The organism is Bartonella sp. AC130YNZD, from assembly GCF_042196865.1.
Taxonomy (GTDB): Bacteria; Pseudomonadota; Alphaproteobacteria; order Rhizobiales; family Rhizobiaceae; genus Bartonella.
In genome coordinates this window covers 192693-216375 of record NZ_JBHIQZ010000001.1, presented here as the reverse complement: position 1 = coordinate 216375, position 23683 = coordinate 192693, and the positions used below count along the sequence as shown (strand labels likewise).

Below are 23683 nucleotides of genomic sequence, written 5' to 3'. Positions count from 1 at the left end.
TTTTAATGAATTAAATCTTGTTCAATTTACTTGAGACTAGGTACAAGAGCAATACAAGCTTCACAAAGCTTTTTAACCGCATTTACTGAATGATCAAAAGCACCTCTTTCTTCTTTGTCAAGATCAATTTCAATGACTCGTTCAACACCACCTGCACCAAGTACAACAGGTACCCCAACATAGGTATCATTAACCCCATATTCTCCTGAAAGATAAGCTGCAACAGGCACAACACGCTTAGTATCCTTTAGATAGGCCTCAGCCATAGAAACAGCAGAAGCTGCTGGTGCATAATAAGCAGAACCTGTTTTTAATAAACCAACAATCTCTGCACCGCCATCACGGGTACGCTGGATAATTTGATCAATTCTTTCCTGTGTTGTCCAGCCCATCTTTATAAGATCAGGCAAAGAAATACCACCAACTGTTGAATAACGCACGAGAGGAACCATTGTATCACCGTGCCCCCCTAAAACAAACGCTGTCACATCTCTAATAGAGACCTTAAATTCCTCAGATAAAAAATGACGAAAACGCGCTGAATCAAGAACACCAGCCATACCAACTACTTTATGTGTAGGGAGACCTGAAAATTTCTGCAATGCCCACACCATCGCATCAAGGGGATTGGTAATACAAATAACAAACGCTGAAGAAGCGTATTTTTTAATTCCAGCTCCAACTTGTTCCATAACCTTTAAATTAATGCCCAAAAGTTCATCACGGCTCATACCAGGTTTTCGCGCAACACCTGCTGTTACAATAACAACATCAGCATCTTCAATTGCTTCATAAGCATTAGCACCTTTTAGACTGATATCAAAACCATCAACGGGAGAAGATTCGGCGATATCTAGAGCCTTACCTTGTGGCACACCTTCTGTAATATCAAATAAGACCACATCAGCAAGCTCTTTAAGCCCAATAATATGTGCTAAAGTACCACCAATCATACCTGAACCAATGAGAGCTATTTTTTTCCGTGCCATTTTATTTTTTCCTAACTTTTAGATCATTCAGCGCACACCCAATCAACGTCCGTATACTGAATATTTTTGACTTCAACCATATTCAAACAATATCATAAAAAGGAGTAAAGAAATGAAATTTACAAATTTATCTCCTTACAGAAACAACAACCCTCCGCTGAAACAACTATTAGAAAATTATCACGATGTATCGATAAAGTGAATTTAAAAAAAATACAACAGAATTATTATATTTCTTTAATTTCAAAAAGTTATTGTTTTGACAGTTTACGTAAAGGTAAAAGTATAATCAATGCTTCTTCTTCAAAAGAAAATGTTCTTCCCAAAGTTTTAAATAATCGTAGCTTTGCATTTCGAAAAGACGTGATTGTGTTCTTTGAAATTCAAATGTTTCCGTAATCTGCGCATGCCCTTTATACAAATCCCCTATCCCTGCGGCTGCCGACATAAGCAACCGTATATGCCGCTCATAAAGAATATCAATAAGCAAAATAAACCGTTTTGTTTCATTGCGACATGTATCATCCATGACCGGTACATTATCAATAAAAATCGTATGATAATGCTCTCCTAATAACAAATATTCAGCTGCGGCCAAAGGCTTTGCACATAAATCCCCATAATCAAAACGAGCACATCCTGCACCAAAGCGCGGAATAGGAATAAAGCGCCCTTTTATAGAAAGCTCATCAGACATCTCCTTATGTCCTTGCAATACAAGTGCCCATGCTTGATCCATATATTTATTTGCTTGGACCCCCAACGGCGATACATACATCTGTTGTAGATTTGATTTTTCAAGGCGATAATCTGTTTTTGCATCAAGATTAACAACATGAACATATGCTTTCAAAACTTGAATAAAAGGCAAAAAGAGCTCACGATTCAAACCGTTACAATAAAGGTTATCCGGCGCCACATTTGAAGTCGCAATAAAGAAAATTCCTTTATCAAACAGAGCAGAAATAAGCCGCCCCAATACCATAGCATCAGCAATATCCGTTACACTAAACTCATCAAAACAAAGTACTTTTGCTTCTCGTGCAAGATCTTTAGCAACAGCTAAAATAGGATTATCTTGTTTAAATTTTGTACACCCAGATGCTTGACGATAAGAATTAATACGCTCATGCACATCAGCCATAAAATCATTAAAATGGGCACGCTTTTTATGACCTTTAGGCAAACAAGAAAAGAACAAATCCATCAGCATGGTTTTGCCCCGTCCTACTTCACCATAAATATACAGTCCCTGAAAAAAAACTGTTTCATCTCCTTGTTTTACAACGCAAGAAATATTTTGTTTTTTCCTTTTAAATATTCTGTTAAAGAAAGAACAAAATATCCAAGGCAAAGGATGAGAGATATTTTGTTCCGCAATTTTTTTTAATAAATGATCAAAATATTCTGTTATAGCTAATTGAGCGGGATCAAAACAAACCTCTCCTTTAGCGACAAGCTCCTTATAACGTGTTGAAACGAGAATCATCCAAAAAACCTTTTTCAAACCGATCTCAATGAAAAATACAAATACTTTTCAAGAATCTGTCCGTCTAGTTTAGTTTGTCATAAACGATCAAAAATGATTTAACGACTTAAAATAACGGGATGATCATCAAGTGTACGTCCCTCAAAACGATCAACATTTGAAGAATAAAGAACGAGGATAACACGTCCAGAGTTATTATAAAAATATAATCTTTTTCCTTTAACAGCCCACGATCTCACTTGGGAAGCAATTCCTGGACAGTGTAAAGGACCAGCACGGTACCCTTGTCCAAACTTTGTTTGTGGAGTTGCAATCCGGCAAACTTTTCCTCCCATAGAAAGATTCCATACCCCAGCAATACTTGCAGGAAATAAATCAGTGGCATTGCTTGGCAATTCGAGACTAGCCATTCGTCCATCGCTCTGAGAATCTCCTTTTTCATACATCGGAGCGTTTGCATCTTCAGATATAGACGAAGAAGTAGACGACAGATCAGACGCTTCTAATATTGTCATTTGTTGAGATGGATAAAAAACTTCTAATGCGTTACCATCGTCATTACCATCAAACCGTGTTGTTGAACACCCCCCTAAAAATATTACAGTTGATAGTGCAACGAAAAACGAAACTTTTGAAAACGCCATGTCTGTACTCTCTCCCACGACAATAAATAAGTTCACAAAAAAATTAAGCGAATATTTGTTATAGTTACAAAGATAAATTAACAAATTAAAAAAAACAGGTTAAAATCACTTATTTTAAAAGAAATAATTTATGTACCCAATTTTATATTTATTAAACACTAGAAATTTATAATATTTTCAGTCATATATCTTTTTATAAGTAATCATTAGAAATAGAGAAGTTTCATGAAAACGCCATTTAGCAAAATGGACGGTCTTGGAAATCAAATTATTGTTGTTGATATGCGTGAAAGCACATACGCTCTTACACCACAAGCAATCCTTGCTTTGTCAGCAGATCCTGAAATGCATTTTGATCAAATCATGGCTATCCACGCACCAACCCAAAAAAATGTCGACTTCCGCATAGAAATATGGAATGCCGACGGATCAATGGCTAAAGCTTGTGGCAATGGTACCCGCTGTGTCATCGCATGGCTTAAAGATCACAATTTTGGTGAAAAATTTCATTTAGAAACTCCCGCTGGAATTATTGAAGGAAAATACCAAACCGATAATCTCATTTCTGTTGATATGGGATGCCCAAATTTCAATGCAAAAGAGATGCCTGTTTCACGTGAAATAGTTGATACCAATCACGTAGAAATTATGGCTGGTCCCCTAAAAGATGCTTGTCTCATATCCATTGGCAATCTCCATGCTATCTTTTTTGTTGAAAATGATATTCAACATATTCCATTAGAAAAATATGGGCAAAAACTTGAACATGATCCCCTGTTTCCCGAACGATGCAATATTTCCATTGCTTGCATGACGTCAAAGAAAAGTCTAAATTTACGTACATGGGAGCGAGGGGCAGGATTAACACAAGCATGTGGGAGTGCTGCTTGTGCAAGTGCAGTGGCTGCTTATCGTCGTGGACTTACAGAGCGCCATGTTGATGTAAATTTACCAAAGGGAACACTTAATATTTTTTACCGAGAAGACGATCATATTATCATGACAGGACCAATTAAATATCACTTTAGTGGTTTTTTAAGCCCTTTAACAGGGTGCTACAAAAAGGATCACTCCTGATGGCAATAGAAATTGTAACTTTTGGTTGTCGACTTAATAGCTACGAATCGGAAATCATTCGCAAAGAAAGTACTTCTTCAGGGCTAGATCAGCTTAAAGATGGTGCTATTATCTTTAATACCTGTGCTGTCACTGCCGAAGCCGTACGACAAGCAAAACAAGCTATCCGCAAAGCAAGACGTGAAAATCCTCATGCGCGTATCATTGTAACAGGGTGTGCAGCCCAAACAGAAGCACAAAATTTTGCCTCAATGACAGAAGTAGATCTTGTTTTAGGAAACGAAGATAAACTTCACGCTCATTCTTATCGTCAACTTCCTGATTTTGGTATTAATCATTCTGAAAAGGTGCATATCAATGACATTATGGAAGTACAAAAAATTGCTCCACATATGGTCAGTGCAATGCAAGAGCGCACCCGCGCTTTTGTACAGGTACAAAACGGATGCGATCACCGCTGTACATTTTGCATTATTCCTTATGGACGAGGACCATCTCGTTCAGTTCCCATGGGTGCTGTCATAGAACAAATTAAAAAGCTGATAGGTGGGGGTATCCAAGAAGTGGTCCTTACAGGTGTTGACCTTACAAGTTATGGCCACGATCTTCCTGGAAAAGCTACTCTAGGAAAATTAACTTCAGCTATTTTGCATCATGTCCCTGATTTAGCCCGATTACGCCTCTCATCTATTGACTCTATTGAAGCAGACGAAGAACTCATAAATCTTTTAGCTTATGAAACAAGAATCATGCCCCATTTGCATTTATCTTTGCAAGCAGGTGATAATATGATTTTAAAACGGATGAAACGGCGTCATCTGCGCGAACATGCCATTCAATTTTGCCAAGAATTGCGTGCCAAACGTTCTACAATGGTTTATGGTGCCGACTTAATTGCTGGTTTTCCTACAGAAACAGAAGAGATGTTTCAAAATAGTCTTGCCTTAATCAAAGATTGTAATTTAACCCATCTCCATGTCTTCCCCTTTAGTCCAAGAGAAGGAACACCTGCCGCACGTATGCCACAAATCAACCGTAAAATAGTTAAGCTGCGTGCTGAAAAATTGCGTAAAGCAGGTTATATGGCTTACCAAAAGCATCTTGCTCATTTACAAAACAGTCTACAAACAATTCTCGTTGAAAAAGATGAAATCGGACGAACAGAAGATTATACTCTTGTACAAGTTAAAGGTGCAAAAGCAGGAACAATTGTTCAAGCCCTTATCGTTGATCATGATGGCGATAAATTGATTGCTGTCCCTCCAAAATTAAACGCTGCTTGAGCAGGAGAATTCTTATGACTAAATCTTTTATAAAAAAAATATTCTCTTTTAACAAATCTCAAGAGCAAGAAATTGAACAACAGATTTCTATTCCTGATAAAAGCGATATAATAGAAGAAAATAATGAAAAGACAAAAAATAATCAAATTTCTATAGACACAGAAAAAAAAGAACAAACAAAAAATCCAGAGTCAATACTTACAAAATATGATGAAAAATCTCCATTTCTAGAATCCCATTCTGATAAAATTCCCTTTTCTGGTAAAATTATTGTCACAGACAACATCCGTGAAAAAAAGAATGAAGAAATTTTATCTGAACCTTCTGTTGAACAAAAAAAGACAGCGTGGTTTGGGCGCCTTAAAAAAGGCCTATCCCTTTCTTCACAACGCCTAAGCGGATCAATTGGCGATCTCTTTGTTAAAAGAAAACTTGATGAAGATACATTGCAAGAGCTCGAAGATATTCTTATCCAAGCTGACATAGGTGTAGAGACGGCAACACGCATCACAAATATTTTAGCTTCCAGTCGTTACGAAAAAAACCTCTCTCCAGATGATATTCATACTATTGTAGCTGATGAAGTCAAAAAAGTTCTGGAACCTGTTGCAATACCATTAGAACTTGATCTCAGCCATAAACCTCATGTTATTTTGCTGGTAGGTGTAAATGGCACTGGAAAAACGACAACTATTGGAAAACTTTCAGCCAAATTAACAGAAGGGGGATTAAAAGTTATGCTGGCAGCTGGTGATACTTTCCGAGCCGCCGCTATTGAGCAACTACACATTTGGGGTGAACGTACCAATTCTCCTGTTATTTCGACAAAATTGGGTGCAGATGCCGCCAGCTTAGCATTTGATGCTTATGAAAAAGCAAAAAAAACAAACAGTGATGTATTAATTATTGATACAGCAGGGCGTTTACAAAATAAATCTGAATTAATGGATGAGTTGGCAAAAATTATTCGTGTTTTAAAAAAACACACCCCCCAAGCACCCCACACAATCCTTCAAACTCTTGATGCAACAACCGGACAAAATGCACTCAACCAAGTGGACATTTTCCGTGATATTGCTGGTGTTAATGGTTTAGTTATGACAAAGCTAGATGGGACTGCACGAGGAGGAATTCTTGTCGCTATCGCAGCAAAATATAAATTACCCGTTTATTTTATCGGTATAGGAGAAGATATTGAAGATCTTCAACCCTTTTCTGCTTCTGACTTTGCCGAAACTATTGCAGGAAAACACGCATGAAACAGCCTTTATCTAATCTTAATTTACACAATAATTCTGAAAAAAAGATGAATAATAATAATAATAATTCTCTCTCACCAACACTTAAGTTTTTTTTGGAAATGGGTCCATTGGTTGCCTTCTTTTTTGCCAATTATAAGGGAGAATGGCTGATAAAAAACATTGGATTTTTTCAAAATTTTAGTAAGCCTATTTTCCCTGCGACAGCTATTTTTATGGTGGCTATTATTATTTCCCTAAGCTTATCATGGATCCTTGCAAGACAAATTCCTATTATGCCTCTTATTTCAGGAATATTTGTTTTAGTTTTTGGCTTTCTAACTCTCTGGCTTCATAATGAAACTTTCATAAAAATGAAACCAACAATCATTAATAGCTTATTTGCTTTTATACTTTTTGGTGGGATGTTTTTTAAAAAACCACTTTTACGTTATGCTCTTGATTCTACCTTAAAACTTGATGATTTAGGTTGGCAAAAACTTACCTATCGTTGGGCGTTTTTTTTCATTTTTCTTGCCATTTTGAATGAAATAATTTGGCGTAATTTTAGCGATAATTTCTGGACAAGTTTCAAAGTATTTGGCGTCATGCCTATAACAGTCCTTTTCATGCTTACCCAAATGCCTATAATTATAAAACATTCAAAAGGACTTTTTACAGAAGAGGACAAATCTGATTCTTAAAAAAATCATCACTACCGATTATTTTATAGATTCATCGCCAAACACTGTTCACGAGAAAAAATATGTTGATTGAACAGTTTATTTGTCGAGAAGACAATTTCGGTGTACTCCTTCATGATGAAAAAAGTGGTATGACAGCTGCAATAGATGCTCCTGAAGGCAAAGCGATTCACAATGCCTTAAAGCGCCGCAATTGGACACTTAACACTATTTTTGTAACTCATCATCATCACGACCATGTAGAAGCCCTATCAGAATTAAAACAAGTTTACAACGCTACGGTTATCGGACCAGAAGCAGAAAAAGAAAAGATCAATCATCTTGATAAAACACTTCAACCTGATGAAAGTTTTTCTTTTGGCTCACACCTTCTTTTAGCTCTTTCAACACCTGGTCATACTCTAGGCGCATTATCTTACTATTTTCCTGAAAAGAATTTACTCTTTGCTGGAGATACACTTTTTTCATTGGGCTGTGGACGTCTTTTCGAAGGAACACCAACACAAATGCTGAATTCTTTAAAAAAACTTCGTAAACTTCCTGATGAAACACTTCTTTATTGTGGACATGAATATACAAAAAATAACGCTCTTTTCGCACTAACAATTGACCCACATAATAAAAAACTCCACCAAAGAATAGAGGAAGTTTTTTTGCTACGTGCAAAAAACGCTATGACTTTACCAGTAACCTTAGGGCAAGAAAAAGCCACCAACCCCTTTCTCCGCTGGGATGATAGTGTGTTGCGAAGAAACCTTGTAATGGAAGAAGAAACAGATGAAGAAGTCTTTGCTGAAATTCGAAGAAGAAAGGATAATTTTTAACTATGCGTAAGTTCGTATTACGTTTGTTCCTGCTTTTTCTTTTCGTGATACATATTCAACAAACAATGGCAGAGGAAAAGGAAACAGATAATTCTTCTCTTATATCATCTCTCATTGCAAATTATCCCTTAACGGAAGATTTTCTTTTAAAGCTGGAAAAAATTGAAATAGAATGTAAAAACTTACTTCCAGAAACAAAAAATAATCTTATAACTTATGATTCTAGTATCCAATCTAGTATTGAAAATTACACTACCTATATTTCTAGTAAACCAAAAATTGTAAATATTTTAAAAGAAAATAATATAACACCGAAAGAGTTTGCTTCAGGAACCTTAGCTCTTAAAGAAATATCAACGCTTCTCATATTTGTACCTGAAAAGGAATATTCTACTGAGAAAAATACTATATTTCTAAACAATCTTGAATTTGTTAAAAAACATTTTTTTAAAGCGACAATTCTTTTAGATAACTGTGAAAAACTCATTTTGAGCAACTAATCAGCTATGACACATTATAATTGGGTTTATTTCGATTATATTTAACAAATGTTTTTATAAAAATAAAGAATAACAGACGAAAAAATATTTATTGAAATTCAAAAAAGAAAGGATAATTTTTAGTCATGTTTAAACTTCTATTGTGCTTTTTCTTCATTTTTCCTTTTGCATCATACGCTCAAGAAAAAAAACAAGAAATAGATGATCTTTCTTTTATACCGACTTTCATTGCAAATTATCCCTTAACGGAAGATCTTCTTTTAAAGCTGGAAAAAATCAAAATAGAATGTAAAAATTTATCTTCAGAACCAGAACAAACAAATAAAAAAAGTGATTTCAATAATTATAATGATAATATTGAAAAATACGCTGCCTATATTTCTAATAATCCAAAACTTGTGAATATTTTAAAAGAAAATAATATAACACCGAAAGAGTTTGTTATTGCTCACCTAGCACTTCAAGCGACATTGTATGTACTTACTAATGAAGGAAATTCTACTTATGAAAAAAACTTTTTACCTCCAAGCAATATAGAATTTGCTAAAGAGCATATGTATAGAATAATAAAAATTTTAAAAGATAACTGTTAAAAAATTTTTAGAACAATTGATTAACTTTGTAAACGCCGACAAATTTCATCTAATTGTTCTAATGAAGAGTAATGTATTTTTAAATCTCCACCTTTTTTACCATGTCGAATAATAACTTTCATTCCTATCACATCTGCAAGTAATTTTTCTAAAGATTTTGTTTCAGCATCTTTCTCCAAATTGGTACGTTTTTTAGTTTTAGGATTAGCTTGCTCATATGCAAGTATTTCTGTTTGACGTACAGAAAGCCCTTCACTAATAATTTTCTCAGCCAAATTTTGTGGGTCATCAACGGTTATAAGACAACGTGCATGACCTGCAGAAAGTTGTCCATCAGTTAAGAATTGTTGTACTTTTTCTGGAAGTTTTAACAAACGAAGCGTATTTGCAACATGACTACGGCTCTTTCCTATAACTTGCGCTAAATCTACTTGCGTATAATCATGTTCATTTAGAAGCATCTCATATCCCTTTGCTTCTTCGATAGGATTAAGATCTGCACGTTGAACATTTTCAATAATTGCCAATTCCAAAGCCGTTTTATCGTCCACATCACGAATAATAACGGGTAATTGACTTAAATTTGCACGTTGTGCTGCACGCCAGCGCCGTTCACCCGCAATCAATTCAAACCGATGAGGATGATCTCTTAAAGGCCTCACAATAACTGGTTGAACCACACCGTGTTGACGAATTGATTGTGTCAAATTATCAAGCTCTGTTTCAGTAAAATGACGCCGAGGATTATGAGGATTACATGAAATAGATTCAATAGAAATAAATCGCTCAGAAATACTACCGGATTCATTTAATTTATCAAAGCTTGATGAACGTGCAATATTGTTGTTTAAATTGATATCTCCAATCAATGCCGCTAATCCACGTCCTAGTCTTTTTTTTGATAGATCATCGTTCATAATTTTGCTCTTTGAATTTTCTTACAAAATTTTTTACATTTTTAAGCAGCAGCACGTGCTTGTTTTTCACGTTGAATCATTTCTGATGCTAGACGCAAATAAGCTTGGCTTCCAGCACATTTAAGATCATAAAGCAATACAGGTTTGCCAAAAGAAGGCGCTTCTGATACTCTTACATTTCGTGGAATAACAGTACGATAAACTTTATCTCCCATAAAAGAACGTACATCTTCAACAACTTGATTTGAAAGGTTATTACGTCCATCATACATTGTTAAAACAATACCTTGGATTTCTAAAGATGGATTAAGTACGGATCGCACTTGTTTTACTGTTTCAAGTAATTGACTTAAACCTTCAAGTGCTAAAAACTCACACTGCATAGGCACTAAAACAGAATCCGCAGCCCCCATAGCATTAAGTGTTAAAAGATTAAGGGAGGGAGGACAATCAATTAAAATATAATTGAATTTTTCTTCCATTTCCGGATCATCATAGAGAGCTTTACGTAAGCGTTGTATGCGATCTTTTGATGAAGAAATTTCCATTTCCACACCTAAGAGATCAAGTGTAGAGGGAACTATATAAAGATTGGGTACGGCTGTTTTTAAAGCCGCCTGTGTAATTGAAACGCCCGAAACCAAAACATCATAAGAAGATAAAGGACGACTATTACGATCAATCCCTAAACCTGTACTAGCATTACCTTGTGGATCAACATCCATAATAAGGACATTTTCACCAATAGCCGCTAAAGCTGTAGCAAGATTAATTGCTGTGGTTGTTTTTCCGACTCCACCCTTTTGGTTTGCAATAGCGATAATTCGTGTTTCGCTCATTTTGCTCTACCCTCTATATGATCGAATATGAGAAATTTCCAAAATAACAGAATTTTCATCAACTTTACTTTTATGTTTTAACAGATCAAAGTGCCAATTGGCAGAGGCATTTTTTATTTCTGTAGTGTAATCCCGACCTTTTTGCAAAAGAGCTATTGTTTTTTCTGTTAATAAAGGAAAAATGAGTTGTAAAAGAGTATCAAGCGGCGCTAATCCCCGTGCCGTTATAATATCAGATATGGGAATTTTTTGATATATATCTTCAATTCTAGCGTGATAAACCGTTGCTGGAAGATTAAGTTGAGCAATAACTGTTCGTAAAAAAGCAACTTTTTTCCCATTACTTTCAACAAGATTAATATGTGCTGTTTTTTTTTCTTTCAAAAAGATAGCAATCACAATTGCAGGAAAACCTCCTCCTGATCCTAAATCACACCAATGTAAAGAATGAGCATACAAAGGAAAAATTTGTGCTGAATCTAGAATATGTCGTGTCCATAGATCTGGTATAGTTGTAGCAGATATCAAATTAATATGTGTATTCCACTGAAGTATTAAAGACTCAAACTGAATTAAATTTTCCATCGTTTCACGTGAAACAGAAGGAACAATATTTAATAATTGTTGATATTTTTTTTCTGTAGAAAAATTCATTAAGCTGTTTTAGCCTTTTCACGTCGTTGACGTTGAATATGTGTAATAATAAGCGATAACGCGGCGGGTGTCATGCCATCAATTTTTTGTGCATCAGCAATTGAACGCGGCGACACTTCTTGAATTTTTGATTTAATTTCATTTGAAAGACCTGAAATTGCCTGAACATCAAGAGAAGAAGGAATTTCTAAACGCTCATCTCTCTGAAGAGAGGCAATATCTTGTGCTTGTTTATCTAAATAAACCGCATATTGTGCTTCAATTTCTAAAGATTCTGCTGTTTTAGAATCAATTGTTTGTAATTGTGGCCAAAAATTTGAAAGACGCTCTAAGGTCATATGAGGATAAGCAAGAAAATCATAAGCCGAACGCCGAATTCCATCATGATTAACATGTAATCCATGAGCAGAAGCTTCATTGGGTGTTAAAAAAAGATTTTGACATATTGATCGTGCTTGATCAAGCCGTTGTTGTTTTTTCTGATAACATTCCCAACGTATTTTACTCACAATACCCCATTTTTGTGCCAAAGGTGTTAAACGCGTATCAGCATTATCAGATCGTAAAGATAAACGAAATTCAGCACGTGATGTAAACATCCTATAAGGTTCACAAACACCACGTGAAACTAAATCATCAATCATAACACCAATATAAGCAGTAGAACGACTTATAAGTATTTCATCTAATTTACCTACTTTACGTGCAGCATTTAATCCAGCTAAAAGTCCTTGTGCTGCTGCTTCCTCATATCCTGTTGTACCATTAATTTGGCCTGCTAAGAACAAACCCGGTAAAGAACGTAATTCTAAGTTTCTCGTTAATTGTTGTGGATTAACAAAATCATATTCAATAGCATAACCAGGTTGCAAAACTATAGCATTTTCCAATCCTTCAATGGTTTTCAATAGAGAAATTTGTACATCTTCAGGAAGAGAAGTAGAAAGACCATTTGGATAAACAGTATCATCATTTAATCCTTCTGGTTCCAGAAAGATCTGATGTCCATCACGTTCTCCAAATTTCACAATTTTATCTTCAACAGAAGGACAATAACGTGGTCCTAACCCTTCAATATTTCCAGAATATAAAGCAGAGCGATAAATATTCTCGCGAATAATTTGATGTGTTTTCTCATTTGTACGTGTTATTGCACATTCAATTTGTGGTTGTTCAATTTTCTCTGTTAAAAGAGAAAAGGGTATGGGATTTTCATCTGCTTGTTGTTTTTGGAGAGTTTCCCAAGCAATTGTTTTTTTACTCAAACGAGCAGGGGTTCCTGTTTTTAATCGTCCAAGTTTTATATGATATTTTTTCAAATGTTCAGCAAGTTTTACACTTGACTGATCTCCCATACGACCAGCAGCCCATATTTTATTACCAATATGAATAAAGCCATTTAAAAATGTACCTGTTGTTAAAACAACAGCACCAGAAAAAATTGTTCCTTGTTTTTTTAAAATAACACCTGATACACAATTATCTTTAACAACCAGATCAATAACTTCATCCTCAATAAGAGTAAGATTTTCTTGTTCTTTTAATAATTTTTGAATTGCTTTTTTATAAAGTTGTCTATCTGCCTGTGTCCGTGGTCCTCTTACTGCCGGTCCTTTACGTCTATTAAGTAGTCTAAACTGAATTCCAGCAGCATCTGCTGCTCTTCCCATAAGACCATCTAACGCATCTATTTCACGAACTAGATGCCCTTTTCCAAGTCCACCAATAGCAGGATTACACGACATTGTTCCCATTGCTGATATTTTATGTGTAACAAGCACTGTTTTGGCTCCTAAACGTGCTGAAGCTGAAGACGCTTCACAGCCAGCATGACCACCACCAACAATAACAACATCATATGATTGCATTCAATTCATTCCGTAGAAAATATTATAAGGTTTCACGTGAAACAGGATATAAATTACATAATCTTTATAATCTGTCTATGAAATAATCAATGTTTCACGTGAATCATTATTTACCAACACAAAATTCTGAAAAAATAATATCAAGCAAATCTTCAACATCAATATCTCCTGTAATTTTCCCAAGAAAATCACTTGCACAACGGAGATGTTCTGCACGTAAACTGAGATCAAGAGAATGATAATTAAGAGAAAATTCAATCTCTTTAACAGCCTGCTTTAATAATTGAAGTTGCCTTTTACGTGCTGGAACAATATTTCCAATTTCAGAAGCACGATAATGACAAAATGATTCAAGTTCTTTTATAAAATAATCAAAATTTAAACCAGTTAATGCGGAAAATTGTATAGACCAACGCTGATCATTTTTTTCATAAAGATCAAGCTTATTGCCAACACACCATATTTCAGCCGATGTTTCTGGTAAATCAACTTGCTTAGGATTTCCTATATCATAAACCAAAATAACCAAATCAGCTTCCATAACATGCTGTTTAGCAACTTCTATTCCCATCTGTTCTATTTTATTTTCTGTTTTTCTAAAACCAGCAGTATCGGTTAAAAAAATAGGTAAACCACCAAGAATAATTCTCATTTCTAAAGCATCACGGGTTGTTCCTGCTTCTTCCGTTACAATAGCAACAGATCTTCCTGAAAGACGATTCATAATGCTTGATTTTCCAGAATTTGGAGCACCAGCAATAACAATTTTTAATCCATCACGTAAAATACTCGCACGTTCTCCTTCAGTAATATATTCCCGAATAGAAGTACAAAGATCCTCAACATCTTTCCAAACTTTATCAGATATTGCGTTGGGAATATCTGCTTCATCAACAAAATCAAGTTCTGCCTCAATAAAAGCACGCGCCTTCATAAGCTTATGACGCCAATCACGATAAAGCGTCGTTAAATGTCCACTTGTACCCATAACAGCTAAACGCCGTTGGCTTTCCGTTTCTGCTTCTATTAAATCAGCAAGACCTTCTGCTTGAACAAGATCTAATTTTCCTTCCATAAAAGCACGACGTGAAAATTCACCTGCCTCTGCAATACGGCATCCAGAAAATGTCGACAATTCATCGAGAAAACGATTAACGACTGCTTTTCCTCCATGTAAATGGAATTCTGCACAATCTTCCCCCGTAAAACTATGAGGAGCAGGAAAAAAAACAGTTAAACCAGAATCTAAAAAACTACCATCACGAGCAGTAAGATTTCCATAATACATAAAACGTGCTTTAGGTAAACGACCACAAAGCGTTTTAACTATATCCACAACATGAGGACCAGAAAGCCGAATGACTGCAACCCCTGAAGGTAACAATCCACTCGAAACAGCAAAGATTGTATCCACAGGTTTTATCCTAATAAAAACTTTAATGACTCTACGTATTCATTGAATCAAAAAATTCACTATTATTTTTTGTTTGCTTTAATTTATCAATCAAAAATTCAATTGCATCTGTTACATTCATAGATGCTAAAATACGACGAAGAACAAAAATTTTGTGTAAATCTTGTCGTTCTACCAGAAGTTCTTCTTTACGCGTTCCTGACTTTAAAATATCCATGGCAGGGAAAATACGTTTATCAGCAACTTTTCGATCAAGAACAATTTCCGAATTACCTGTTCCTTTAAATTCTTCAAAAATAACCTCATCCATACGACTTCCTGTATCAATCAAAGCCGTTGCAATAATGGTTAAAGATCCGCCTTCTTCAATATTACGTGCTGCACCAAAAAAACGTTTTGGACGCTGGAGGGCATTTGCATCCACACCACCTGTTAAAACTTTACCCGAAGAAGGAACAACTGTATTATATGCACGCCCAAGACGTGTAATAGAATCGAGAAGAATAACAACATCACGCCCATATTCAACGAGACGTTTGGCTTTTTCAATAACCATTTCTGCCACTTGTACGTGACGTATTGCTGGTTCATCAAAAGTAGAAGAAACCACTTCTCCTTTTACTGAACGCTGCATATCAGTAACTTCTTCTGGTCGTTCATCTATTAAAAGAACAATGAGATAGCATTCAGGATGATTAGTGGTAATAGAATGAGCAATATTTTGAAGTAAAACTGTTTTTCCCGTTCGAGGAGGAGCTACAATTAACCCTCTTTGTCCTTTTCCCAATGGAGATATCAAATCAATCACGCGTGATGACATATCTTTCTCTGTAGGATCTTGTATTTCCATTTGGAAACGTTCATTTGAATAAAGAGGAGTAAGATTATCAAAGTGGATTTTATAACGAATCTTTTCAGGTTTTTCGAAATTAATTGTATTAATTTTAAGGAGAGCAAAATAACGTTCTCCCTCTTTTGGACTGCGTATGGGTCCTTCAATTGTATCGCCTGTTTTTAAAGAAAACGACTGTATTTGTGCAGGTGAAAGATAAATATCATCAGGACCAGGAAGATAATTAGCATCAGCAGATCTCAAAAATCCAAATCCGTCTTGTAAAACTTCAACAACACCTTCTCCTATAATTTCAACGTCTTGTAGAGCAAGTTTTTTCAAGATAGCAAACATTAATTCTTGTTTGCGCATAAGGGAGGCATTTTCAACTTCTAATGTTTCAGCAAAAGAAACAAGCTCAACGGGATTTTTGCTTTTAAGTTCTTGTAGTTTCATTTTTTGCATGAAATATGCTCTTTGTAATTAAGGAGAAGATTTTCTAAATAATTTATGGAAATTTATGAGTGAAATATTATTAAGAAAAAATATCCTACACTCAATTTTTTTAATCTGCAAGTACCATTTATATGAAATTTGTTCCTGTAATATTAAGTAATTATATGAAAAACTTGAAAAAATAAAATCCAAATAGTATTTAATTATTTTAATAACAAAAATGTGATTTAGAATTATAGCATTAATGAAATGCTATTCAAAAGTATTTTTTACAGAAATTTATATTAATAAATTTATATTAAAGAAAAGATTATTCTTATTTATAACTGTGTTTAGTGTGGATTATTATTTATCCTCAATTTTATCCACAAAAGGAACTGAAAAAAGAATAAAAATATCACTATCTTAAAGATATTATCCCCTCTTTTTTTATAAGAGGGATTAAATTATCACAAGCATTTAATTTGTGCATAAAAAAGGAGAATTTTTCATAAATTTTAGTTTTATAAAAAACGGTGAGGATATATACACATGTCTTAACAAGGAGTTAAAATTTTTGTGACAAAAGAAAAAAAATTCTTTCATTTACACATGCTTTCTGATGCAACAGGAGAAACATTAATTTCTGTTGGAAGAGCTGTAGCATCGCAATATGCAATGATTCAGGCAACAGAGCATATCTATCCTATGATTCGTAATAGAATACAGTTACAGAAAGCTCTTAATGAAATACAACAAGAGCCAGGTATTGTTCTTTACACAATGATTGATGAAGAATTTAAACTTCTCCTTCAAAAAAGGTGTAAAAAAATGAAAGTTCCCTGTATTGATATATTGCATCCTGTTTTAAATGCTTTTCAGTCTTACCTTGGAATGCCAACACATTTACGTGCGAGCGCACAACATGATCTTAATGCAGATTATTTTCGCCGTATTGAGGCACTGGATTTTACAATAGAGCATGACGATGGACAGTCTTCCAGTAGCTTATCCGAAGCAGATGTGATCCTTGTGGGAATTTCAAGAACCTCTAAAACGCCAACAAGTATCTATTTAGCAAATCGCGGAATAAAAACGGCTAATATTCCTCTTATTCCTAATATTGATTTGCCAGAATCCCTTTTAGAGGCAAAAAATTCTTTAATTATTGGTTTAATTGCTTCAGCTGAAAGAATCTCACATATCCGCCAAAATCGAGATTTGGGAGAAAGTTTTGCTCTTGATAATTATACAAATCGTATCAACATAGCTGAAGAATTAATCTATGCAAAACGCATTTGCGAACGTTTTGGTTGGCCTATTATTGATGTCACAAGACGTTCTATTGAAGAAACTGCTGCTGCAATATTTGAACTGTTATCACGATTTCGTGAAGGAAATGAGAGAAAATTCTCATGAACGCAGATACTTTAATATTAGCATCTCTTAGTTTTTACCGTGCAAAATTATTAAAAAAAGCAGGCTTAAATTTTTCCATTGAAGGAGCTTCTTTTGATGAAAGAGAAGTAGAAAAAAAAGCAAAAGAAAAAAAACCTAAAGAACTCAGCTGTTTTCTTGCGAGTGCAAAAGCAAAAAATGTTTCAGATCGTTTTCCTGATGCTTTCGTTATTGGTTGTGATCAAGTTCTTGATTTGGAAGGTCAAGTTTTTCACAAAGCAAAAAATATTAAAGAAGCACATCAACGTTTATGTGAGTTATCAGGAAAAGCCCATTCTCTTCATAGTGCAGTAGCTTTATTTAAAAATGGTCAAAAAATTTGGGTTGAAGCTTTTAGTGCACATATGTCCGTCCGTTTACTCTCATCAGAATTTATTGAACGTTATTTAGCACGCGTAGGAAAAGATGTTTTAAACAGCGTGGGAGTATATCAAATTGAAGGAGAAGGAATTCATCTCTTTGAAAAAATTGAAGGAGATTTTTTTACCATTGTTGGTTTACCTTTGCTGCCTCTACTCATAAAACTGCGCCACTTAGGAATTATTGATGGTTGACTTAACAATAAAAAAAACAAATTATCCGCGTGCTTTTGTTGCTGGTTCTCCAATTCATCATTCAAAATCGCCAAAAATTCACAATTTTTGGCTTAAACAATATGGTTTACAAGGAGAATATATTGCACAAGAAGTAACATCTGAAGAATTCAGTCATTTTATTGCGTCTTTACAAAAAATAGGCTTTTGTGGAGGAAATGTTACTTTGCCTTATAAACAGGAAGCTTTTCGTTTAGCAGATTATAAAGATGAGAGAGCAACAATGATTGGTGCTGTTAATACACTTTGGTATGAAGGAGATAAGCTTTGTGCCACGAATAGTGATGCCTATGGTTTTAGCGCTAATCTTGATGATTTTGCATCTGATTGGGGAGGGGAAACAGCTCTTGTTTTTGGAGCAGGTGGTGCCGCACGCGCTATCATATATGCCTTAAAAAAACGCGGATTTGAACAGATTTATTTAATTAACCGTACAAAACAACGTGCTGATAATTTAGCTCAGCATTTTGGAAAAATCATTAAAGTTTACGATTGGCATAAAATCCATGAAATACTTCATCAAGTTGATTTGATTGTTAATACAACATCTATTGGTATAAAAATTCCAGAAGAAAAAAGTGATTCTTTTTTTTGTGATTTTCATAAAGCAAAAAAAACGGCGTTAGTAACAGATATTATTTATACACCATTGATAACTCCTTTTTTACAACAGGCAAAGGCTTGTGATCTCAAGACGGTTGATGGGCTTGGGATGCTTCTACATCAGGCTGTTATAGGGTTTGAACAGTGGTTTGGAATAAGACCACAGGTGACAAAAGCGTTACGGACAGCCATTTTAGATGATATGAGTGAAAAAAGAGAATGAAGATCGTAGGATTAACGGGATCAATTGCTATGGGAAAATCAACAGTTGCTGATTTTTTCAAGCAAGCGGGTATTTCTGTTTTTAGTGCTGATGAAGCAGTAAAACAGCTTTATAAAAGTGAGCCAGCTTTGTCATTCATAGAGCGTATTTTTCCTGGTGTTGTTGAAAACGGTGAAGTTAATCGTTTGAAACTTTCTGAAATTTTGATTGATGATAAAGAGAAATTAGAAAAATTAGAAAAAATAATTCATCCTTTGGTACAAGAAAAAGAAGGGAAATTTATTGATATAGCGCGTGAACAAGGGAAAAAATTAGTTATTCTTGATATTCCACTTTTGTTTGAAAAAAATGGTGAAAGTCGTGTGGATAGCGTTATTGTTGTTTCTGCTCCACCAGAAATACAAAAAGAACGTGTCATGATTCGCCAAGGTATGAATGAGAAAAAATTTGCCTTTATCAATGCTCAACAAATGCCAGATGAAAAAAAACGAGAACGTGCTGATTTTATTATTGATACAGGGAAAGATTTAGAAAATACCCGTCAACAGGTTTTTGATGTGATAAAAAAATTGCTAAAGAATTAAAATCATGCGTGAAATTATTTTTGATACAGAAACAACAGGTTTAGATAAAGAGAAAGATCGCATAATCGAAATTGGTTGTGTAGAAATGGTTGATCGTTATCTCACAGGACGCCAATTTCATGTTTATTTAAACCCTGAAGGCGTTATTATTCCTGATGAAGTTGTAGCAATTCACGGATTAACCAATGAACGCTTGAAAAACGAGAAAAGTTTTAGTGATATTGTTGATGAATTTTTGGAATTTATCAAAGACGCGACAATGATTGCGCATAATGCGAGTTTTGATATTGGTTTTATTAATGCAGAATTAAAACGCGTCAACAAACCGCTTATCAGTGTTGATAATATTCTTGATACATTGGCTATGGCGCGGCGTAAATTTCCTATGGGTCCTAATTCTCTTGATATTTTATGCAAACGTTTTGGAATTGATAACAGCCATCGTGTTCTTCATGGTGCTTTGCTTGATGCAGAGATTCTAGCTGATGTTTATATTGAGCTCATCGGTGGAAAACAAGGTGTATTGGGTTTTGATAACAGAAGGGGTATTGATGAACATATCCAGAACGATAAAGATACATCTTATGCCGTTAAAATTCGCCCACAGGCTTTACCTTCAAGATTGAGTACGCAAGAAAAAAAGTTACACGCTGATTTTATCTACAAAATGGGTGAAAAAGCTCTGTGGAAAAACTTCAAAATTCATGAATAACATCATCTTTTATCTAAAAGAGTCACGATTGAAATTAAAGGATATCGAGGTCAAAAAAAACGGTCGTTGTGGGGAGGGGAACACCACAACGACCCTGTCGCTACATCGTACCTCAGCTATCATAGGAGGAGCAAAATGAAAGCTATTAATCCTGTAACAGCAAAGAAAAGCTCTAGGTACTTAATATAAAGTGCAACGACTTCACGTCTTATGAAGAGAAAAAATGGCTTTTTAGAGGCAAAGTGAAAAAATATATAAGGGTAATTTGTTTTTTTAGCTGAAATGGAGAAAAAATTGTTATGAAAGCAACAGATCATCTTTTTTTGGTTGACGGATCAGGCTATATTTTTCGTGCTTATTATGCTTTGCCGCCTTTAAAACGTAAAAAGGATGGACTTCCTGTAGGAGCAGTAGCTGGTTTTTGCAATATGTTATGGAAATTACTTTGTGATGCTCGTAATACAGCTACAGGTGTCGTTCCAACACATTTTGCTGTTATTTTTGATTATTCATCTGATACTTTTCGGAAACAAATTTATCCTGAATATAAAGCGAATCGCGTTGAACCTCCTGAAGATCTAATTCCTCAATTTGCGCTAATACGCCAAGCAACGAAGGCTTTTAATTTGCCTTGTATTGAAAAGGAAGGCTTTGAAGCGGATGATTTAATTGCTACCTATGCAAAGTTGGCAACAAAGGTTGGGGCAAAAACAACCATTATTTCTTCTGATAAGGATCTTATGCAACTCGTAAATACGCATGTATCTTTGTATGATGGAATGAAAGATAAGCATATAGGTATCTCAGAAGTTATAGAAAAATGGGGTGTTGTGCCTGAAAAAATGATTGATTTACAAGCATTAATTGGAGATTCAACGGATAATGTACCGGGTATTCCAGGCATTGGTCCAAAAACTGCAGCTCAGTTGTTAAATGAATTTGGTTCTCTTGATCTTTTATTGCAAAACGTAACAGAAATTAAACAAACAAAACGACGTGAAAACATTCAAGCTTATAGAGAACAAGTTAAAATATCTCGTGAACTTGTCAGGCTTAAAACAGATGTTCCTATAGATAATGATTTAGATGATTTTATTTTGGAGCCACAAGATGGTCCACGTTTAATTGCTTTTTTGAAAGCGATGGAGTTTTCAACATTAACGCGTCGCGTGGTAGAGGCAACGACATGCGATGCAGCTGTTATTGACGCACTTGATATAGATGTTGAATGGGAAAAACTAAGCCCCAGGAATGATTCTTATATCAAGAATACTGAGCGCGCATCTCTTCATAATTTTTCTGAAAATTCTCCACAAGTTTTTGCACAAAAACGTAAAGATCAAGCGCTGACTCAAAAAATTACAAGAGATGCTTATACAACAATTCTTGATGAGGAAATTTTAAAAGACTGGTTATCACAAGCACAAGAGCAGGGTTTTTTCGCTTTTGATACTAAAACAACATCTCTTGATCCGATGCAAGCAAAGCTTGTTGGTTTTTCACTCGCATTACAGCCGGAAAAAGCAGCTTATATACCTCTTGAACATTTTGATGAAGGAGAAGAGGATCTTTTGAGGGGCGGGCGCATTGTCTCACAGATTGAGGACCAAAAAGCTTTAGCACTTTTAAAACCGATATTAGAAGATTCAGCGGTGTTAAAAATTGGTCATAATATAAAATATGATTGGTTGGTGATGAAGCAATACGACATTATGATAAGCTCTTTTGACGACATCATGCTTTTATCATATGCTTTTGATGCTGGAATGTTAACCCATAATATGGATGATTTGTCTGAACGTTGGCTTGAGCATAAACCAATTGTCTATAAAGATTTAACGCATAACGGGAAAAAAATTACTTCTTTTGCACAAGTAGATTTAAAACAAGCAACCCTTTATGCGGCGGAAGATGCTGATATAAAGCTACGTCTTTGGCAAGTATTGAAACCGCAACTTGTTGCTCGTGGAATGACAAAAATTTATGAGCGTCTTGATCGGCCTCTTGTAGAAGTTCTTGCAAGAATGGAAGAACGGGGGATTCTTATTGATAGGCAGATTTTATTGCGTCTTTCAGGAGAGTTAGCACAAGCTGCTTTGATTCTAGAAGAGGAAATTTACAAACAAGCTGATGAAAAGTTTAATCTTGCTTCGCCAAAGCAATTAGGGGATATCCTTTTTGGCAAAATGGGATTGCCTGGAGGCGCTAAAACTAAGGGTGGACAATGGTCAACTTCTGCACGGACCTTAGAAGAGTTGGCTGCTGAAGGTCATATTTTACCGCGTAAAATTATTGAGTGGCGTCAACTTTCAAAGCTAAAATCTACCTATACAGATGCCTTGCCTTCTTATATTTTTTCAAAAACAGGGCGAGTTCATACAAATTATTCTTTGGCAATAACATCAACAGGTCGGTTATCATCATCAGAGCCAAATTTGCAAAATATTCCAGTGCGAACTGCTGAAGGACGTAAAATTCGAACAGCTTTTATTGCTCCCAAAGGACATGTGTTACTTTCTGCTGATTATAGTCAGATTGAGTTGCGTATTCTTGCACATATTGCGGATATAAAAGCATTAAAAGAAGCTTTTGCTAAAGGGCATGATATTCACGCTATAACGGCATCACAAATGTTTGGTGTTGCGATAGAAGGAATGCATTCAGATATACGACGGCGTGCAAAAGCGATTAATTTTGGTATTATTTATGGTATTTCAGCTTTTGGACTAGCCAATCAATTGGGAATTTCACGCCAAGAAGCGGGTCGTTATATTCAACTGTATTTTGAAAGATTTCCAGGAATTAAAGATTATATGGAGAAGACCAAAATCTTTGCACGTGAAAATGGTTATGTAGAAACAATTTTTGGACGTCGTATCCATTATCCAGAGATAAAAGCAAAGAATGTAAAAATTCGTTCTCTTAATGAGCGGGCAGCTATCAATGCTCCAATTCAAGGTTCTGCAGCAGATATTATTCGCCGCGCTATGATACATATGGGAGATGCTTTAAAAGAAGAAAAACTATCAGCAAAAATGTTGCTGCAAGTTCATGATGAACTGATTTTTGAAGTACCAGAAGAAGAAAGTAAAAAAACTATGACTGTTGTTAAAAATGTTATGGAAAATGCTACAATACCGGTTCTATCTTTATCTGTACCGCTTGAAGTAAAAGTTATGACGGCTCAAAATTGGGATGAGGCACATTAAT

22 protein-coding genes are annotated in these 23683 nt (G+C 35.1%); 13 read left to right on the top strand and 9 right to left on the bottom strand.

Annotation, left to right across the window (positions count from 1 at the left end):
* Window positions 1-26 precede the first annotated feature (26 nt).
* From mdh to ACFINU_RS00800, 3 genes are all read right to left on the bottom strand, one after another.
* Entirely contained in the window at window positions 27-989 is a 963-nt protein-coding gene (mdh, locus tag ACFINU_RS00810) for a malate dehydrogenase (protein WP_375617436.1), read from the bottom strand.
* Window positions 990-1278: 289 nt separating this feature from the next.
* Window positions 1279-2478 (bottom strand): cell division protein ZapE, encoded by a 1200-nt coding sequence (zapE, locus tag ACFINU_RS00805; protein ID WP_375617437.1) that lies wholly within the window; start codon window positions 2476-2478, stop codon window positions 1279-1281.
* A gap of 98 nt (window positions 2479-2576) precedes the next feature.
* Window positions 2577-3122 carry an AprI/Inh family metalloprotease inhibitor gene (locus ACFINU_RS00800; RefSeq protein ID WP_375617438.1) on the bottom strand — a complete coding sequence of 182 codons (546 nt, stop codon included), beginning with the start codon at window positions 3120-3122 and terminating at the stop codon, window positions 2577-2579.
* 225 nt (window positions 3123-3347) lie between these two features.
* Here ACFINU_RS00800 and dapF point away from each other — a divergent pair, with 225 nt between their 5' ends.
* The 7 genes from dapF (at window position 3348) to ACFINU_RS00765 (ending at window position 9341) form a co-directional block, all read left to right on the top strand.
* Window positions 3348-4199, top strand: coding sequence for a diaminopimelate epimerase (dapF, locus tag ACFINU_RS00795; protein ID WP_375617439.1), 852 nt, complete (start codon window positions 3348-3350; stop codon window positions 4197-4199).
* The gene (gene mtaB / locus ACFINU_RS00790; RefSeq protein ID WP_375617440.1) at window positions 4199-5482 is read left to right on the top strand and encodes a tRNA (N(6)-L-threonylcarbamoyladenosine(37)-C(2))-methylthiotransferase MtaB; all 1284 of its coding nucleotides are present in this window, start codon (window positions 4199-4201) and stop codon (window positions 5480-5482) included. Before dapF ends, mtaB begins: the two co-directional genes overlap by 1 nt.
* A 14-nt stretch (window positions 5483-5496) precedes the next feature.
* Window positions 5497-6741 (top strand): signal recognition particle-docking protein FtsY, encoded by a 1245-nt coding sequence (ftsY, locus tag ACFINU_RS00785; RefSeq protein WP_375617441.1) that lies wholly within the window; start codon window positions 5497-5499, stop codon window positions 6739-6741.
* Entirely contained in the window at window positions 6738-7424 is a 687-nt protein-coding gene (locus ACFINU_RS00780) for a septation protein A (RefSeq protein WP_375617442.1), read from the top strand. The genes ftsY and ACFINU_RS00780 overlap by 4 nt, the downstream gene beginning before the upstream one ends.
* 62 nt (window positions 7425-7486) lie before the next feature.
* Window positions 7487-8248, top strand: coding sequence for a hydroxyacylglutathione hydrolase (gene gloB, locus ACFINU_RS00775; RefSeq protein WP_375633636.1), 762 nt, complete (start codon window positions 7487-7489; stop codon window positions 8246-8248).
* A gap of 65 nt (window positions 8249-8313) precedes the next feature.
* Window positions 8314-8748, top strand: coding sequence for a hypothetical protein (locus tag ACFINU_RS00770; protein WP_375667290.1), 435 nt, complete (start codon window positions 8314-8316; stop codon window positions 8746-8748).
* Window positions 8749-8873: 125 nt separating this feature from the next.
* On the top strand, window positions 8874-9341 hold the full coding sequence (locus ACFINU_RS00765) for a hypothetical protein (RefSeq protein ID WP_375617445.1): 468 nt from the start codon (window positions 8874-8876) through the stop codon (window positions 9339-9341).
* A 20-nt stretch (window positions 9342-9361) separates the two neighbouring features.
* On the opposite strand, the gene ACFINU_RS00760 is transcribed toward ACFINU_RS00765, so the two are convergent.
* The 6 genes from ACFINU_RS00760 to rho all read right to left on the bottom strand — a co-directional run bounded on the left by ACFINU_RS00760 (window position 9362) and on the right by rho (window position 16330).
* Window positions 9362-10258 (bottom strand): ParB/RepB/Spo0J family partition protein, encoded by an 897-nt coding sequence (locus ACFINU_RS00760; RefSeq protein ID WP_375617446.1) that lies wholly within the window; start codon window positions 10256-10258, stop codon window positions 9362-9364.
* Between the two features lie 41 nt (window positions 10259-10299).
* A complete protein-coding gene (locus ACFINU_RS00755) occupies window positions 10300-11097 on the bottom strand; it encodes a ParA family protein (protein WP_375617447.1) in 798 nt (265 codons plus the stop codon).
* 6 nt (window positions 11098-11103) lie between these two features.
* Window positions 11104-11751 carry a 16S rRNA (guanine(527)-N(7))-methyltransferase RsmG gene (rsmG, locus tag ACFINU_RS00750; RefSeq protein ID WP_375617448.1) on the bottom strand — a complete coding sequence of 216 codons (648 nt, stop codon included), beginning with the start codon at window positions 11749-11751 and terminating at the stop codon, window positions 11104-11106.
* The gene (gene mnmG / locus ACFINU_RS00745; RefSeq protein WP_375617449.1) at window positions 11751-13619 is read right to left on the bottom strand and encodes a tRNA uridine-5-carboxymethylaminomethyl(34) synthesis enzyme MnmG; all 1869 of its coding nucleotides are present in this window, start codon (window positions 13617-13619) and stop codon (window positions 11751-11753) included. The genes rsmG and mnmG overlap by 1 nt, the downstream gene beginning before the upstream one ends.
* 106 nt (window positions 13620-13725) lie before the next feature.
* Window positions 13726-15033 carry a tRNA uridine-5-carboxymethylaminomethyl(34) synthesis GTPase MnmE gene (gene mnmE / locus ACFINU_RS00740; protein WP_375617450.1) on the bottom strand — a complete coding sequence of 436 codons (1308 nt, stop codon included), beginning with the start codon at window positions 15031-15033 and terminating at the stop codon, window positions 13726-13728.
* Between the two features lie 31 nt (window positions 15034-15064).
* Window positions 15065-16330, bottom strand: coding sequence for a transcription termination factor Rho (gene rho / locus ACFINU_RS00735; RefSeq protein ID WP_015857121.1), 1266 nt, complete (start codon window positions 16328-16330; stop codon window positions 15065-15067).
* Between the two features lie 549 nt (window positions 16331-16879).
* On the opposite strand from rho, the gene ACFINU_RS00730 reads away from it, so the two are divergent.
* The 6 genes from ACFINU_RS00730 (at window position 16880) to polA (ending at window position 23682) form a co-directional block, all read left to right on the top strand.
* Window positions 16880-17719 (top strand): pyruvate, water dikinase regulatory protein, encoded by an 840-nt coding sequence (locus ACFINU_RS00730; protein WP_375617451.1) that lies wholly within the window; start codon window positions 16880-16882, stop codon window positions 17717-17719.
* Window positions 17716-18312, top strand: coding sequence for a Maf family nucleotide pyrophosphatase (locus ACFINU_RS00725; protein WP_375617452.1), 597 nt, complete (start codon window positions 17716-17718; stop codon window positions 18310-18312). Before ACFINU_RS00730 ends, ACFINU_RS00725 begins: the two co-directional genes overlap by 4 nt.
* Complete coding sequence (locus ACFINU_RS00720; RefSeq protein ID WP_375617453.1) at window positions 18305-19177, top strand: shikimate dehydrogenase; 873 nt, start codon at window positions 18305-18307, stop codon at window positions 19175-19177. The genes ACFINU_RS00725 and ACFINU_RS00720 overlap by 8 nt, the downstream gene beginning before the upstream one ends.
* A complete protein-coding gene (gene coaE, locus ACFINU_RS00715; protein ID WP_375617454.1) occupies window positions 19174-19761 on the top strand; it encodes a dephospho-CoA kinase in 588 nt (195 codons plus the stop codon). The genes ACFINU_RS00720 and coaE overlap by 4 nt, the downstream gene beginning before the upstream one ends.
* 4 nt (window positions 19762-19765) lie before the next feature.
* On the top strand, window positions 19766-20473 hold the full coding sequence (dnaQ, locus tag ACFINU_RS00710) for a DNA polymerase III subunit epsilon (RefSeq protein ID WP_375617455.1): 708 nt from the start codon (window positions 19766-19768) through the stop codon (window positions 20471-20473).
* Window positions 20474-20772: 299 nt separating this feature from the next.
* Window positions 20773-23682, top strand: coding sequence for a DNA polymerase I (gene polA / locus ACFINU_RS00705; RefSeq protein WP_375617456.1), 2910 nt, complete (start codon window positions 20773-20775; stop codon window positions 23680-23682).
* Window position 23683 lies beyond the last annotated feature (1 nt).